Origin of the sequence: Kitasatospora sp. NPDC059408 (genome assembly GCF_042751525.1) — a bacterium.
Classification (GTDB): domain Bacteria; phylum Actinomycetota; class Actinomycetes; order Streptomycetales; family Streptomycetaceae; genus Kitasatospora.
Genome location: NZ_JBHYWI010000063.1, coordinates 24356 through 37967, shown reverse-complemented (window position 1 = coordinate 37967; position 13612 = coordinate 24356). Strand labels below are relative to the sequence as shown.

General features: G+C 74.1%; 12 protein-coding genes. 6 read left to right on the top strand and 6 right to left on the bottom strand.

Annotated elements, in window-relative coordinates; genetic code table 11:
• Positions 1 to 15: 15 nt before the first annotated feature.
• Positions 16 to 780 carry a sugar isomerase domain-containing protein gene (locus ACFXDE_RS32140; RefSeq protein ID WP_380439938.1) on the bottom strand — a complete coding sequence of 255 codons (765 nt, stop codon included), beginning with the start codon at positions 778 to 780 and terminating at the stop codon, positions 16 to 18.
• Positions 781 to 1002: 222 nt separating this feature from the next.
• Between ACFXDE_RS32140 and ACFXDE_RS32135 the strand changes: the two genes are divergently transcribed.
• Positions 1003 to 1695: a metal-dependent transcriptional regulator gene (locus ACFXDE_RS32135; RefSeq protein ID WP_380439941.1), complete on the top strand. Its 693-nt coding sequence runs from the start codon at positions 1003 to 1005 to the stop codon at positions 1693 to 1695.
• Between the two features lie 557 nt (positions 1696 to 2252).
• Here ACFXDE_RS32135 and ACFXDE_RS32130 read toward each other — a convergent pair.
• Positions 2253 to 2951, bottom strand: a complete 699-nt coding sequence (locus ACFXDE_RS32130) for a bifunctional DNA primase/polymerase (protein ID WP_380440058.1) — start codon at positions 2949 to 2951, stop codon at positions 2253 to 2255.
• A gap of 315 nt (positions 2952 to 3266) precedes the next feature.
• Here ACFXDE_RS32130 and ACFXDE_RS32125 point away from each other — a divergent pair, with 315 nt between their 5' ends.
• Together ACFXDE_RS32125 and ACFXDE_RS32120 are read left to right on the top strand one after the other, a co-directional pair.
• Entirely contained in the window at positions 3267 to 4643 is a 1377-nt protein-coding gene (locus ACFXDE_RS32125) for a transcriptional regulator (protein WP_380439943.1), read from the top strand.
• A 168-nt stretch (positions 4644 to 4811) separates the two neighbouring features.
• Entirely contained in the window at positions 4812 to 5990 is a 1179-nt protein-coding gene (locus ACFXDE_RS32120; protein WP_380498111.1) for a hypothetical protein, read from the top strand.
• A 54-nt stretch (positions 5991 to 6044) separates the two neighbouring features.
• Here the strand turns inward: ACFXDE_RS32120 and ACFXDE_RS32115 are convergent, their stop codons facing one another.
• On the bottom strand, positions 6045 to 7358 hold the full coding sequence (locus ACFXDE_RS32115; protein ID WP_380498110.1) for an ABC transporter substrate-binding protein: 1314 nt from the start codon (positions 7356 to 7358) through the stop codon (positions 6045 to 6047).
• Positions 7359 to 7534: 176 nt separating this feature from the next.
• On the opposite strand from ACFXDE_RS32115, the gene ACFXDE_RS32110 reads away from it, so the two are divergent.
• Together ACFXDE_RS32110 and purU are read left to right on the top strand one after the other, a co-directional pair.
• Positions 7535 to 8050, top strand: coding sequence for a hypothetical protein (locus ACFXDE_RS32110; protein ID WP_380498109.1), 516 nt, complete (start codon positions 7535 to 7537; stop codon positions 8048 to 8050).
• Between the two features lie 133 nt (positions 8051 to 8183).
• The gene (purU, locus tag ACFXDE_RS32105; protein ID WP_380439952.1) at positions 8184 to 9050 is read left to right on the top strand and encodes a formyltetrahydrofolate deformylase; all 867 of its coding nucleotides are present in this window, start codon (positions 8184 to 8186) and stop codon (positions 9048 to 9050) included.
• Positions 9051 to 9195: 145 nt separating this feature from the next.
• Here purU and ACFXDE_RS32100 read toward each other — a convergent pair whose 3' ends face one another.
• Together ACFXDE_RS32100 and ACFXDE_RS32095 are read right to left on the bottom strand one after the other, a co-directional pair.
• A complete protein-coding gene (locus ACFXDE_RS32100) occupies positions 9196 to 10410 on the bottom strand; it encodes a zf-HC2 domain-containing protein (protein ID WP_380498108.1) in 1215 nt (404 codons plus the stop codon).
• On the bottom strand, positions 10407 to 11057 hold the full coding sequence (locus tag ACFXDE_RS32095) for a sigma-70 family RNA polymerase sigma factor (RefSeq protein WP_380439956.1): 651 nt from the start codon (positions 11055 to 11057) through the stop codon (positions 10407 to 10409). Before ACFXDE_RS32095 ends, ACFXDE_RS32100 begins: the two co-directional genes overlap by 4 nt.
• A 498-nt stretch (positions 11058 to 11555) precedes the next feature.
• On the opposite strand from ACFXDE_RS32095, the gene ACFXDE_RS32090 reads away from it, so the two are divergent.
• Positions 11556 to 12035, top strand: coding sequence for an ATP-binding protein (locus ACFXDE_RS32090; protein ID WP_380498107.1), 480 nt, complete (start codon positions 11556 to 11558; stop codon positions 12033 to 12035).
• 488 nt (positions 12036 to 12523) lie between these two features.
• On the opposite strand, the gene ACFXDE_RS32085 is transcribed toward ACFXDE_RS32090, so the two are convergent.
• Positions 12524 to 13492 carry a GlxA family transcriptional regulator gene (locus ACFXDE_RS32085; protein WP_380498106.1) on the bottom strand — a complete coding sequence of 323 codons (969 nt, stop codon included), beginning with the start codon at positions 13490 to 13492 and terminating at the stop codon, positions 12524 to 12526.
• Positions 13493 to 13612: the final 120 nt, after the last annotated feature.

Genomic DNA, 13612 nt, shown 5'->3' with positions numbered 1-13612 from the left:
GGGCGTGGGTGCGGCTCAGTAGGTGTAGAAGATCCGTTCCGCGTTGTCGCTCATCTGCCGGACGTTCCACTCCGTCCCGCCCGGCACGTTGCCCGAGCGGAACAGCGGCGGCGCCTCCGCGGTGCCGGCCTGCGCCGCCTCCGCCAGGCGGCCCACGGCGGAGGCGACGACGGCCTGCATCAGGGCACTGGTGACGATCGTCGAGACCGGGCCGAACGTCGTGCGGGCGCCCGGGTGGGTCAGCTCGCCGTCGCCGACCGCGATCTTGCTGTCCAGCACGACGTCGCAGTTGTCCTTCAGGTACGTCCCCGACGGGTGCGCCGAGGGCACCTCGCCCGGGTACGCGAGCGAGGTGACCCCGATCACCTTCAGCCCGCGGTCGCGCGCGTACCGGGCCAGCTCGACCGGCATGACCTGGCGGCCGGACAGCGAGATCACGAAGAGCACGTCGCCCGCCGTCGCCGGGGTGAGGTCCAGGCTCGTCGTGGCCAGGCCGGACACCCGCTCCAGGGCGCTCGCCAGCGGCGCGGGCATCACCGTCACCCCGGCCATCCCGGGCACGTTCAGCAGGTTGACCGGCACCAGTCCGCCCGCCCGGTAGACCACGTCCTGCGCGGGCAGCGAGGAGTGCCCGGCACCGAAGGTGAAGACCCGGCGGCCCTGCGCGACCGCCTCGGCGAGCAGCGCGGCGGCGGCCTCGATCGGCTCGGCCTCCTCCTCGCGGACCCGCTGGAGATGGGCGATCGCGGCGTCGAAGTACCGGCCGACCAGGTCGTTCATCTGGTGCCTCCGCTCTCTGCCGGTGAGGGAGCCGGCCCGGGTGGGGCGGCCCGGGAGGTCCCGGCCGCCAGTGGAGAAAGCTACGGCGAGCACGGTGGTGCCTCGGCGGTCCCGCTGTCAACAGGAACGAAAACCGGTACCGGAAGCCCCCGGGCGGGCCCGGTTGTCGGGCCGGTACGTCAGAATTGTCGGTGAGGACCCCGAAGAACGGAGCCAGCGGCGATGTCTGGGCTGATCGACACCACTGAGATGTACCTTCGCACCATCCTGGAGCTGGAGGAGGAAGGCATCGTCCCGATGCGCGCCCGGATCGCCGAGCGTCTGGAGCAGAGCGGCCCCACCGTCAGCCAGACGGTCGGCCGGATGGAGCGCGACGGCCTCCTCCAGGTCGCCGGCGACCGCCACCTTGAGCTCACCGAGGAGGGCCGCCGGCTCGCGGTGCGCGTCATGCGCAAGCACCGCATCGCCGAGTGCCTGCTGGTCGACGTGATCGGCCTGGAGTGGGAACAGGTGCACGAGGAGGCGTGCCGCTGGGAGCACGTCATGAGCGAGACGGTCGAGCGCAAGGTGCTCGCCATGCTCGGCCACCCGACCCAGTCCCCGTACGGCAACCCGATCCCCGGCCTCGACGAGCTCGGCGACGCCAAGGCCGAGGGCGAGGGCTTCGACGCCGCGCTGGTCCAGCTCGACTCGGTCAAGCCGGGCGAGGAGGGCGTCAGCGTGGTGGTCCGCCGGATCGGCGAGCCGATCCAGACCGACGAGGGCCTGATGCGCAGGCTGCGCCGGGCGGGCGTCCGGCCGGGCTCGACGGTCATGGTGAGCCCCGGCGTCGGCGGAGTCCTGGTGGGCACCGGCGAGAACGCCGCGGAGCTGGGCAAGGACATCGCCCAGCACGTGTTCGTCGCCCAGGCCTGAGCCGCCGCCGAGCCGTCCGAGCCGTCCGAGCCGTCCAAGCCGCCAGGCCGTCCGCGCCGTCGGCGGCGCACGACGGCGCACGCGAGGGCACATCGGCGGCACGCGGCCGCACACGGGTCGTACGAGGTCGCACACGACGAAGAGGCCCGCTGCTCCCCGTGCAGCGGGCCTTCCGTCCTCCCCGGTCCCCCTCTTCCCTCCCGTCCCCTCCGGTCCCTCCCGCTTCCCCTCCGTACCGCCCCGCCCGGCTTCCCCGTCCGAGCGTCCCCTCCGGCGTCCCCTCGCACCGGATTCCTCCCCTCGGCCGATCATGGCAATCCTTGAGCGTTGTCACTCGTACGAGGGGCTTCTCCGGTTGACCAGCGGGTAGACCGGGCCTTTATCCGCACATGCGTATGACGGGCCCCGCCTCCGGTGGGAGACAAGGCCCGTCACTCGCGCGCGTTGTGTCGCGCGGCGCACGCCCTCACCCGATAGGCGCAGGGCGGCTGTCCGGGGGAGGGTGAATCCGGCTGGGCCGAACGGCCCGGCCGACGTCCCTCCGGCGCACCACGGCCTCAGTGCACCCCCGCCGGCTGGGCGTTCTGCGGGCGGGCCGAGGGGGCCTCGCGGCCGCACGCGTACGCCAGCGGGCTGATGAGCTCCGCGGCGTCCGGCAGCCAGCGGTTGAGCGCCGAGGGGGAGCGGGCCCACTGGGCGTACCCGGTGCTGCCGACCCGGGACGGCGGGGCGACCGTCCAGTCCCCCTCGCCGCGGGCGACCAGGTCGAGCCGGCCGGGCGGCCAGCCGAGCTTGCGGAGCATCTCCGGGAGCTTGGCCGCGACCCCGGGCAGCACCAGGAAGTGCAGCCGCCGCCCGATCCGGCCGGGGGAGGCGGGGACGGCCACGACCGGGCCGAGCTGGAGGTCCTGCCGCTCCATCCGGGCCAGCGCCAGGCAGCCGGCCACCTCCGGGACGTCCAGGACGTCGAAGGAGCGGCCGGTGGGCAGCAGGATGGAGGCCTGCGGCCGTTCGGTCCACCAGCGCCGCACCGCCCCGGGGCCGGCGCTCGCCTTGCGGGCCCAGTCCGCGTCCAGCGGATGGGCGCCGGGCAGCGGGCAGCGCGGGTCGCCGCAGGAGCAGCGGGCGGGCCCGTCGCCGTCGATCAGCCAGGCGCCCGGGGCGACCTCCCAGTGGCGGTTCTCGGCGTAGCTGACGGCTTCGATGAGCAGCGGGGGCAGTCCGGCGTTCTTGCCCTGGTCGGGGGAGTCGGGGATGTCTTCCACGCGCTGCTCAACTACCGTGTGTGAGCCTGGTTACGGCCCCGCGGTGCCCGGATGGGCGCATGATGGCAATGTCACCCGAACCGGTGACTCAACCGAGTTGGGGCGGGCGGGGGCGGGCGCAGAGGGGGCGCACGGGAGCATTTCCCAGGGCGCGTGGGGGGTGCGGTTCGTCACCGTGGGTATCCCGCTGGCGTTGCTGATCGCTAACCTGGTGTCAGATTCCTTGGACGGTCGGACAGTCGGCAACAGATCAGCAGAATCGTCGCCCGCCGGCCGGGACCGGAGGGTGTGGGGAGGCGAAGCCCAATGGCCGCGAGACCACTCGTCGCACGACAGCCCAACGAGCGTCTGCAGCAACTGATCCAGGAGGCCAGCTGCTCCAATGCCGGCCTGGCCCGGAGAGTCAACCTCTGCGGCGCCGAGCACGGACTGGACCTGCGCTACGACAAGACCTCCGTCGCCCGGTGGCTGCGCGGCCAACAGCCGCGCGGGCAGGCGCCGGCGGTGATCGCCGAGGCCCTGGGCCGCAAGCTCGGCCGCAGCGTGTCGGTCGAGGAGATCGGCATGGCGGACGGCAAGAACCTCAGCTCCGGCATCGGGCTGCAGTTCGCGCCGACCCTGGGCGCGGCCCTGGAGCAGGTCTGCGAGCTCTGGCGCAGCGACGTCGGCCGGCGGGACTTCCTGACCGGGGCGACGGTCGCCGCCTCCGCCCTGGTGGAGCCCAGCCGGGACTGGCTGATCACCCCGCCGGACCCGGTGGTGGCGCGCACCGGCGGCCCGCGGGTCGGCCCGACGGACGTCGCGGCGATCAAGGCGACCACGACGATGCTGGTGGACCTGGACCACCGCTTCGGCAGCGGGCACGTGCGCCCGGTCGTCGTCCACTACCTCAACTCGGTGGTCTCCGGCCTGCTCGGCGGGGCCTACCGCGAGGAGACCGGGCGCCAACTCTTCGCCGCAGTGGCGAGGTTGACCGAGCTGGCCGGCTACATGGCGGTGGACACCGGACAGCCCGGACTCGCCCAGCGCTACTACATCCAGGCGCTGCGCCTCGCGCAGGCGGCGGACGACCGCGGCTACGGCGGCTACGTCCTCGCGGCCTCGATGAGCCACCTCGCGGCGACGCTGGGCAACCCGCGCGAGATCGCCCAACTCGCCCGCGCCGCGCAGGAGGGCGCGCGGACGGTGGCCACCCCGACGGCGATGGCGATGTTCTACGCGGCCGAGGCCCGCGGCCACGCGCTGCTCGGCGACGCCCGCTCGTGCGAGGCGGTCGCGGCCAAGGCGCTGGAGATGATGGAGAAGCGCCGCCCGGAGGACGACCCGGACTGGATCGTCCACTTCGACGACGCCTACCTCGCCGACGAGCTGGCCCACTGCCACCGGGACCTGGAACAGGCCGGCCAGGCCGAGCACTACGCCCGCCGGGCGCTCGACCTGCACCCGCCGACGCGGGTGCGCCGCCGCGCGGTGGACCTGGTCCTGCTGGCCACGGCGCAGCTGCAGCAGCGGGACCTGGAGCGCGCCTGCGAGACGGGCGCGCAGGCGGTCCGGTTGCTGAGCGGGCTGCGCTCCAACCGGGGCGTGGAGTACCTGGACGAGTTCCGGCGCCGGCTGGAGCCCTACCGGGAGCAGCGGGTGGTCCGCGAGTTCCACGCCAGGGCGGACGCGGAGGCCGCCTGAGCGGATCGGCCCCCGCGGGGGAGCAGGTCGTGATGTCCCGCCCACGTGGTCACCCGGTGAGGCGAACCGGTAGCGTGGGCGCGACGTCCAAGGAACTGTGATGCTCCCAAGAACCGACGAGATGTGGTCCGCCGTCAGCGCGCGGTCGTGCACAGGTGAGGAATCGCGTTGAGCCAGCGCCGCTCGTATCCCAACTCGGGTGACTTCAACCTGGACGACCTGTTCCGCCCCGAGCCCGGCCAGCAGCAGGGCCCGCAGGCCGTCGTGCCAGGTCAGGCGGGTCAGCCACAGGGCGCCCCCGGCCAGCAGATGCCGCCGGTGGGGCAGCCGTCCGGGCAGCCGGAGTACCTGGGCGAGGGCGGGCACGCGCTGCCGACGCAGGCCATGCCGGCCCAGGGCGCGCCGTGGGGCGGCGCCCCGGCCCCCGGGGCCCAGGGCTACCCGCAGGGCGCCCCGGCGCCGGAGACCCAGCACCTCCCGCCGTACCCGACCGGGGACCCGCAGGCCGGCGGCTACCCGGGCGCCCCCGGCTACCCGCAGCAGGCGCCCGGATACGCACCGCAGCCGGACCAGGCGTACGGCCACCAGGGCTACCCGCAGGCCGCCCACCCGCAGCCGGTCCAGCCCGGCTACTCCGGTGTCGACTACTCCGGCGCCGAGTACCAGACCACCGCCGTGCCGGTCCGCGAGGAGCGCGGCGGCGGACGCCCGTCCTCGAAGCTGATCATCGGCGGCGTGGTGGCCGGCTGCGCCGCGGCCGGGATCCTCGTCGCCGTGCTGATGAGCGGCGGCGACGACAGCACGAGTGGCGACAAGAAGAAGACCCCGCCGGTGGCCTCGGCCGGCAGCGCCTCGACCGGCCCGGCGGGCGCGAGCGGTTCGGCGGCCGCCGTCGACCCGGAGGTCAAGGCGCAGGCGCAGCCGCTGTCGGACCTGCTGGGCACCGCGAGCGACAGCCGCTCGGCGGTCGTGAACGCGGTCGGCGCCGTGCAGAAGTGCAACCAGCTGCCGGAGTCGCAGCAGGCGCTGACCGCCGCGGCCGGCAAGCGGCGCGAGCTGCAGACCAAGCTCGGCCAGCTGAAGACCGACAAGCTGCCCGGTGGTGCGCAGCTGGTCGAGCAGCTCAACGCGGCCTGGACGGCCTCGGCGCAGGCGGACGACGAGTACGCGGCCTGGGCCTCGGACTCGCAGGCCCCGGGTGCGTGCGGCAAGCAGGACAACCAGCACTACAAGAACGCGGTCACGGCCAGCGGCTCGGCGACGAACGCCAAGAAGCAGGCGTCCACGCTCTGGAACGCGATCGCGACGCAGACCGGCCTGCCGAGCCGCGGCGACGGCGACCTGTAGGAGGGCGTCGGAGGGGCGGGCCGCCCGCGCCTCACGAGGGCGGCCCGCACACCGTCACGCCGGGGGCTTGCTGCCCGTGAGCACCCAGCGGACGTCGACGAAGCCCGGCTGCTGCAGGGTCATCCGGCCGCCCTTCACCACCTGGTAGGTGACCCAGGTGTTCACCAGCCGCGGCGACTCGGTGCTGGGCAGCATGTTGGTGGTGCCCCAGCTCAGCGGCGGGGTGAGGCCGACGTCGACGCCCTCGCCGCTGTCCAGCAGGGCGGTGATCGTCTTCGAGTCGACCGCCTTGCCGGCCGAGGTCAGCTTGTCGGAGACGACGCGGAACACCTCGTACGCGACCCAGGTGGTCTCCACACCGGGGTCGGACACGTCGATGGTCCGGCCGTCGGTGCGCACGACGTCACGCAGCCCGTCCCACACCTTGGCCGACTCCGGCGGGTACCAGCTGGTGACGAACGCGCCGCCCAGCGGTCCGCTGTCGCCGCCGGTGGAGTCGACCACCGACTGCTGCACGCTGCCGATCACCGAGGCGATCCTGGTGTTCCTCGGGCCCAGCCGCCGGTAGGCGTCCAGCAGGTTGCCGGTCGGCTCGGCGCCGAGCGCGATGGTCACGCAGTTGCCCGGCTCGTCCTTGCCGATCGCCTTGCGCACCACCGGCGTGTAGTCGTTGGACTTCTCGGGCGCCTTGACGTCGAGCAGCTTGAGCCCGGCGGGCTTGAGCGCGTTGGCCAGGTAGCCGAGCAGGTTGTCGCCGGCCGGGGTGTCCGGGCGCACCAGGGAAACGTATCTGCACCCGGCGTCTACCAGCTGGCGGCCGCTGCCGCCGATGAGCGCGGGCATGCCGCCGTCCACCGGGTAGGACAGCGGGCTGCTGAACTCCGGCTGGGAGAGGCCGTAGCCGCCGATCAGCGGGATCCCGGCACGCTCCAGGACGGGCATGAAGGCGTCGCCCCACTGGCTGTAGGAGCCGATGACGGCGACCGCCTTGTTGTCCACCGCCTGCTGCGCGCACGCCTTGGCACCCTCGGCGTCGTTGTGCTCGTTGCAGGTGAGCACCCGCAGCCGTCGTCCGTTTAAGCCGCCCTTGTTGTTCACGTCGCGTCCGATGGCCTCGGCGAGCGCCGTCATGCCGGGCCGGTCGGCCGAGCCGGTGCCGGCCGGCGCCCAGGTCATGACGGTGAGGTCGGAGCCGGTCGTGGCATCGGCCGGTCCGCCGCACGCGGAGGCTGAGAAGAGGGTGGGGAGCAGGGCCGCGGCGATCGCGGCGGCGGCGATCGGGCGGCGCGCGGTCCGGCGCTGCCGCGCGGTCGGGCGCTGCCGCGCGATCTGGTTCCGGGCCTGGAAGGTGTCCCTTCGGCGGGTCATCGGTCTTCCCTCTCTGGGGCGCCCTCCGGCGCACCGGAGCAAGCCAAGCCCCGGCGGCACAAGCCGAGAGGACCGAAATGTGAACGCTCGGAAAACGGGTGCCGAACTCCCGAGGGGAACGCGTGTAGATCCCGCGAGTGGAGCACGAACAGCACGGGAACGTACGATCGTTCCCCATGTCCGCCAGCACAGATTCTTCGCACCGGTCCGCCCGAAACCCTTCTCGTCCGGGCCACCGCTCCAGCACGATGGGCGGCATGCCGCTCAACGACCTGCCCTGGTGGCGCTGGCGAGCCCGACTGCGCTCGGCCCTGCACATGCTGTCCGACCCCGCCTTCCAGCAGGAGGCCTGGCTGTCCGGCCGGGAGGGGTACGGGGACGTGACCGACGCCGTCTACCGGCTCGTGGAGGACACCTGGCTGGACCGCTGGTCCGCCGAGAAGTACGTCGGCGCGATCTTCCGCGACGCGACCGAGGCCGCCCTGGTGGACGTCGCCGTGCTGCGGGTGGTCAGCCTGCTGCACGAGGTCGGCGCGGACGCCCCGGCCGCCGCCTACGTCGGCCACCCCGGCTGGCCCGAGGCCGTCCGGGCCGCGCGCGAGGCGCACGTGCTGCTGGCGGTCAACGACGGGGACGACCCGGACGCGGCGCCCAAGTCGCTGGACGTGCTGCGGATCCTGACCTCGGTCTGAGCGGGGGCCCGGTGCCCGTACTGCGGAACGGGAGGTGCCGTCCCGCAGTACGGGCACCGGGACGGGTGCTGTCCAGGATGTGACACGCTGGACCATTCACGAAACGCACGACCATAGGACGGGATACCCCCACGTGGAACAGCAGCCGGCCAGTGCCCAGTACGTCCTCACGCTGTCCTGCCCCGACAAGCAGGGCATCGTCCACGCGGTCTCCAGCTACCTCTTCATGACCGGCTGCAACATCATCGACAGCCAGCAGTTCGGGGACGGGGAGAGCGGCCTGTTCTTCATGCGGGTGCACTTCTCGGCCGCCGAGCCAGTCACCGCGGACAAGCTGCGGGCCAGCTTCGCCGCGATCGGCGCCTCGTTCGGCATGGAGTGGCAGATCCACCCGACCGAGGAGCGGATGCGGATCGTCCTCATGGTCAGCAAGTTCGGGCACTGCCTCAACGACCTGCTGTTCCGCAGCCGGATCGGCGCGCTGCCGGTGGAGATCGCCGCGGTGGTCTCCAACCACACCGACTTCCGCGACCTCACCGAGGGCTTCGGCATCCCCTTCCACCACATCCCCGTCACCCGGGACACCAAGGCCGACGCCGAGCGGCAGCTGCTCGACCTGGTGGAGCGCGAGAACGTCGAACTCGTCGTGCTGGCGCGCTACATGCAGGTGCTCTCGGACGACCTGTGCAAGGCGCTGTCCGGCCGGGTGATCAACATCCACCACTCCTTCCTGCCGAGCTTCAAGGGCGCCAAGCCCTACCACCAGGCGCACGCCCGCGGCGTGAAGCTGATCGGTGCCACCGCGCACTACGTCACCGCCGACCTCGACGAGGGCCCGATCATCGAGCAGGAGGTGGCCCGGGTCACCCACGACGTCACCCCGGACCAGCTGGTCGCGCTCGGCCGGGACGTCGAGTGCCAGGCGCTGGCCCGCGCGGTCAAGTGGCACAGCGAGCACCGCGTGCTGCTCAACGGCAGCCGGACGGTGGTCTTCGCCTGACGGGCGGGCCGCTCGGGGTTGCTTCCGGGGGTTGCGCGGCGTCGCTCGGGCCGCTCAGGGCTCGGGGTTGCTCAGGGCCGCTCAGGGCTCGGGGTTGCTCAGGGCCGCTCGGGGCTCGGGGGTTGGTCGGCGTCGCTCGGGCCGTTCAGGGCCGCGACAGCAGCGGCACCGCGCGCAGCACCTCGCGGATCGCGGCGCGGTCGCCGTGCTCGCCGACCGGCACCCGCTCGGGATCGCGGTGCGCGGCGGCCAGCTGGCAGAACTCCAGCCCGTCCAGCACCATCGACGCCACCGGCTCGCCGCCCGGCGGGACCTCCGCGCGGCCGTCCCCGCGGCCCTCGTCCGGGCCGTCCAGCGGGATCAGCCACTCGCCGGCCGCCGGGCCGTCGATCACCAGCCGCAGCCGGCGCCCGCCCCGCCCGGTCCCGGCCACTCCGGCCACTCCGGCCGCCCCGGCCGGCTGGGCGGCCCGCAGCCCGGCCAGCGCGCGCGGGACCATCCGGACCGCCAGCTCCACCATCTGCCGCAGGTGCTGCGGCGCCGGCGGGTCGTACGGGTAGGCCACCGCGCGGGCCACGTCCTCGCCGTGCACGAAGCACTCGAAGGCGCGGTCCACGAACGCGTCGCGCAGCGGCACGGCGGCGAAGCCGAAGTCCACCGGCGTGCTGCCCTGCGGGGCGAGGGCGGCGGTGCGCACCAGGTCGTGGGTCTGCCGCCGCCAGCGGGCCCGCACCGACTGCGGCGGAGCGCCGGCCGCCCCGGCGAGCAGCCGCGCGGTGCGCTCGGTGATCCCGGCGTACCGGCCGCCCTGCGGCGGCACCCGGGGCGCCCGCGGCCGGGCGTCCGGCTCCTGCGGCGGCACCCGGCGTTCGACCGGCGTGACGGCGGTGCCCGGGACGGCCGGCACCGGGTCCGGCAGGCCGAGGGCGAGCGCCACGTAGCCGTCGACGGCGGTCAGGTGGCACAGCACCTCGGCCGGGCGCAGGTACTCGGTGCCGCCGTGCCACGGGAGTTCGGCGACCTCCTGCCACTCCTCCGGGCCGAGGTCGCGCAGCAGCGCGTCGAGCTTGGCGGTCTCCGCCGCGTACGGAACTCCCCAGGCGGGGACGGGCAGTTCGGCCGGGCGGCGGGCCAGGCACCAGTCGAGCACCTGCTGGCGCAGCGGGCCCGGCTGGTCGAGCGGCTCGTCCACGGCGAGCCAGCCGGCCGCCTCGCGCAGGCGCGCGGCCTCCTCGGCGCACTCCGCGCAGGCACGCAGGTGGAGTTCGAGTTCGGCGGCCTCGGCGGGCGGGCACGCGCCGAGGGCCCAGGCGCCGAGCAGCGAGCGCAGGGCGTCGTGCTGCTCCCCGGTGGTCGTCACGTGCCCCCGTTCCCGTCCTGCGCGGTCCGGCCGCGGGCCCCGTCCCGAGCGGTCCGGCCGCACTGGCGGGCGCGCTCGTCGGCCAGTTCGGTGGCGAGCAGCTCCAGGCCGAGCCGCATCCGCTGCTTGGCGGCCTGCTCGCCGATGCCGAGCCGGCGGGCCGTCTCCTGGTAGGTGCGGCCGTCGTAGTACGTCACGGCGATGGTCTCACGCAGGCTGTGGGGGAGGGAGTCGACCACGTACTGCATGCGCGCGGCGGTGGCGACCTCGCGGATCTCGTCCTCGGCGGACCCGGGCCCGGCGCCCGGTTCGGCGGCCCGGCGCAGGCGCAGCCGGTCGACGGCACGGCGGTGGGTGAGCGCGCCGAGCCAGGAGCGCAGCGAGCCCTGGGCGGGGTCGAAGGCCTCGGGGTGCTCCCACACGTGGGCGAAGACCTCGCGGGTGAGCTGGGCGGCGGCGGCCTGGTCGGCCAGTATCCGCCCGGCGAGCCCGTGCACCATCGGCGCGAGCAGGTCGTAGAGTTCGCCGAGCGCGGTCTCCTCGCCGCGGGCGAGGCGCCGCTGGAGCTGCTCGTCCCAGCGGGGGCCGGCGTCCGCGGCCGTCGCGGCACCGCGGTCCGGGGTGGCCATCGGGCCGGGGGCGGCCATCGCACACCACCCTCCTGACCGGGGTCCGCTGGCTTACTCAACGGTATCTTGCGGCCGTCGGGCGGCGGGAGGAATCCCCGAAGAAGGGAACGCCGAGTTTCGGATCGTCACATGGTGGGACGTTCGGCTCGTGGGACCGTCCGCCGATGCCGCTGTTCGAGAACGGTCGGACATATGTCGCACGGGTGGTTCGCGAGTGGCGGGCCGGGTGTCGGGGGTGTGCGGCGGTAGGTTCGCCACTGCCGGTCCGGCGTGGTCGGCCGCGGTCCGGCCGAGCGCCGGTGCGAGGTTCGCCAGAGTGAACGGGACAGTATGCACTGCCCTGTCCCCCGATCGCTGGAATATGCCCGAAGCGCTTGCTGCGGTCCGTCCGCCCGCTCATCCTGAGGCGTATTCGTGTCGCGGCCAGCACCGGGTGGGACGTGCGACGGCCCTGCCGGCCGGCCGAACCGGCCCGATCGGGACGATGGCCGAACTGCGAGTGCGGGTGGTGGAGCGGTGCAGGTTCTTCAGGTACAGCTGGCGGTGCAGGCGGATCCCGCCGAGGTGGGCCGGGCCCGCCGGTGGGTGCGCTCGCGGCTGTTGAACCACGGGGTCGACCCGGACGCGCCGATGGCCGAGACGGTGGTGCTGGTGGTCTCCGAGCTGGTGACCAACGCCGTGGTGCACACCGGCTGTCCGGCCGTGCTGCGGCTGTGCCTGCCGGTGGACTGCGCCGCCCCGGCGGGCGCCCCGGCACCGGCCGTCCCGCTGCGGGTGGAGGTCGCGGACGCGAGCCAGGTGGCGCCGGCCCCCCGGCACGCGGGCCCGGACGCCGACGCCACCAACGGGCGCGGCCTGGAACTGGTCGAGCTGCTCTGCGAGCGCTGGGGCTGGTACCCGGACGGCTCGGGCAAGCGGGTGTGGTGCGAGATCGGCGCGGACGCCCGGCCGGCGGACCCGCTGGCGGGCGTGGACTGGGCGGCGCTCGCGCAGTAGGCGCCGCGTCGCGGTCGGCGGGTCGACCACGATCACCGGGCCGACCACGATCACCGGGCCGACCAGGATCGGCGGGCCGACCAGGGGCGCGACCGCCGCAACGATCACCGGCCGAAACCTGACGCAACCATTCCGAATTTCCGACAACCCATTGACGTGACGTATCCGACTGATCACGCTTGGGTGCAGCTCTCCGTCGCGAGGGGACGCCGAGGGGACACCCGTACGGCCGTCGTGGTGCTGCTGTCCAGGGGGATCGTGTCAGCAGGGGGGACCACGGCCTGCCAGGGGTGCGACCTCCTCGGCGAGTGCGGAGCGCCGGTGCGGGTTCAGGGCCCGTGCGTTGCGATCGGATGGCGGCCCGCCGTGCCGCGCTCGGGGTGTGCACGGCCGGCCGCCATCCGACTCGTCATCCGGTCCGTCGTCCGGGTCGTCGTCGGGTCGTCGTCGAGTCGTCGTCCGATTCGCCGTCCGGTTCGCCGTCGAGTTCAGGACACCGCCCGGAACGTCCTGCGGTAGGCGCTCGGCGCGACGTCGAGGCGTCCGCGCAGCTGGAGCCGCAGTGAGGCCGCGGTGCCGAAGCCGGACTCCCGGGCCACCTGGTCGATCGTCAGGTCGGTGCGCTCCAGCAACTGCCGGGCGCGCTCGGTGCGCTGGACGGTGAGCCACTGGCCCGGACTGCTGCCGGTCTCCTCGCGGAAGCGACGGGTGAACGTCCGCACGCTCATCCCCGCGCGGTCGGCGAGCTGACGCAGGGCGAGCGGTTCGTCCAGGTGCTCCAGCGCCCACGCGCGGACCGCCGCCGTCCCGGTGCCGCCGTGCTCCACCGGGCTCGGGGCCTCCACGTACTGCTTCTGGCCGCCCTCGCGCCACGGCGGGACGAGGCAGTTGCGGGCCACCGCGTTGGCGACCGCGCTGCCGTGGTCGCGCCGCACCACGTGCAGGCACAGGTCCACCCCGGCGGCCACCCCGCCGGAGGTGAGGACGTCGCCGTCGTCCGTGTAGAGCACGTCGGGGTCCAGCCGGACCCGCGGGTACAGCTCTGCGAAGCGCTCGGTGTAGCGCCAGTGCGTGGTGGCCGGGCGGCCGTCCAGCAGGCCGGCGGCGGCGAGCAGGAAGGAGCCGGTGCAGATCGACATCAGCCGGGTGCCGGGCCGGATCCGGGCGATCGCGGCGGCCAGTTCGGGGGTGTAGGCGGCGTCGGCGGTGGCCGGGCCGGCGTCGGCCGAGGCCGGGATCACCACCGTGTCGGCCCGCTCCAGGAGTTCGGGCCCGTGGTCGACGGCCACCCGGAAGTCGGCGCTGGTGGCGACCGGCCGGCCGTCCAGCGTGCAGGTCGCCACCTCGTACAGCGGCTCGCCGCCGGGCCCCTTCGCGCCGCCGAAGATCCGTGCGGGGATGCCGAGTTCGAAGGCGATGACCCCCTTCAGGGCCAGGACCGCGACCAGGTGCGCCATCTCGTTCCTCCTCGTTCCTTCCGTCATGGCCCGCGTGGCCCGCGTGGCCCGCGTTGCCCGCATGGCCCGTACGGCTGCGGACCGGGCCAGCCTAGGCCAGATCGTGGCCCGATTCTTTCG